Here is a 1,571-nt window from a genome sequence, read left to right on the forward strand (position 1 = left end):
CAAAGCGCACTAGGGATCTCGTTGCGACGTGTCATGCCGGCAATGTTGTCGCCGACTCAACAGAATTCAAGGGTTTTGTTAGCCGCTCTAAGTTAGCCATCTCCAAATCGCGTATTCCTTCAACCATACGTAGACCTTTTTAGTATTTTAAAGTCACCCCTGACTACAATCAGGAGAACCAATTAAGGAGAAACCACTAGAATCATTAGCACCGCTTAATTATCGAATGACAATTTTACTACCAACCTAAACAGGGTGAACAGCAAACAGAAGACGAACAACATCGAGCCTTCTAGATTCAATGCCAATGCGACTTAATAAAAATTTCAACCCTCGTCTACGCCGGTTTTTAAGCGGCAGGGCTTTTCAATAGAGTGCTCAGAATCTCTTCCATCTCCATAACTCGCGAAGCTTTTATAATTAATCCAAGATTATTTGGTATTCTGGAAATTGATACTACTCGCTGTTGGGTTGGCACATTTACAATTTCAATGTCACCTGATGCTGTATGTTGCGGACCAGCATATAGCAAACCTAGCAATTTAATCCGCAGACCTCCCATTACTAGGTTACCGTCGCGCTGATGCCAGTGCCCGTCATTGTAGAGAAGTACAGGAGATCCACTTGACCCGGGGAAGCACGCTGCGTCGATCATGAATTCACGCCGGCCTTCATAGTCTAGATTAGGATGCGTAGCCGTGACTCCCCTTCTAATTATTGGCATGTTATTCACGTTATCCCATATCCCGTTTGTATAACCCAACATAATCACGTCTTCGAGAGCACCTAGGTCATCCAGCTCCTCTTGATTAGGAACTAGTGAACTATCCAATGTTCTAAAAAAAAGAAGATGACCTGCTTGTTCCATTTCCTCGATTAATCCAGCTATTGGCATGACACATAGATCTACATCACTGTCAGGATGAGGCAGCCATCTCTCTTCAAAATTATTTATCTCAATTCGGACGTGGCTTCCTATTATTGGATCGTCCTGAGCGTCTCTTCTGGTGATATATATAATCCCAGATTTAGCGCCGGAAACAACATGCTTGTTGGTAACGATGGCGGGAACGGATCTATCCCCCTCCTTTAAGAAGTTAAAGAAGAATCCCGATCCTGTTCCCGTTTGTCCGTTCAGCATCGCACATTCGATACGGACAGTACTATGAGCAAGTTGCTCGGATATAGTGAGCTGACGTGGCATTGTTATCCTCACACTTCAGAATTTATTTTTAGAAAAATAATTACTACCGTAAGCATCACCCAGACCGGTTTTCTTCAGCGGCATACCCTTGGCGCCGAAAGATTCGCTCACCAGCAGTTCGAATTGGCCAGCCGTTGGCGGCCGGGCTCTCGATGCTGTGCTTGTCGCCAATCTGCAATGCTGGTAAGCGAGCGCAGCTAGCCAACACATGGCTAGCTCCATCGAGGAATACTGCGCTGATGCGTTGATTGAATTCTTGTTCGATTGGACTGGTTAGCAGGCTGCTGAAATACCTCTCAGCTCGTAGACTACTTGAGTCGGAACATCCCCCACTACCATGCGTGGCGTAGACGTCTTCAGCGAGCAG

The 1,571-nt window shown here is 45.8% G+C and carries 1 protein-coding gene; it reads right to left on the reverse strand.

Annotated elements, in window-relative coordinates; translation table 11 throughout:
* Positions 1–349: 349 nt before the first annotated feature.
* A complete protein-coding gene (locus XarbCFBP7408_RS21905) occupies positions 350–1,204 on the reverse strand; it encodes a S1 family peptidase (RefSeq protein WP_104564691.1) in 855 nt (284 codons plus the stop codon).
* Positions 1,205–1,571 lie beyond the last annotated feature (367 nt).

Source organism: Xanthomonas arboricola pv. guizotiae (assembly GCF_002940205.1).
Classification (GTDB): domain Bacteria; phylum Pseudomonadota; class Gammaproteobacteria; order Xanthomonadales; family Xanthomonadaceae; genus Xanthomonas; species Xanthomonas arboricola_C.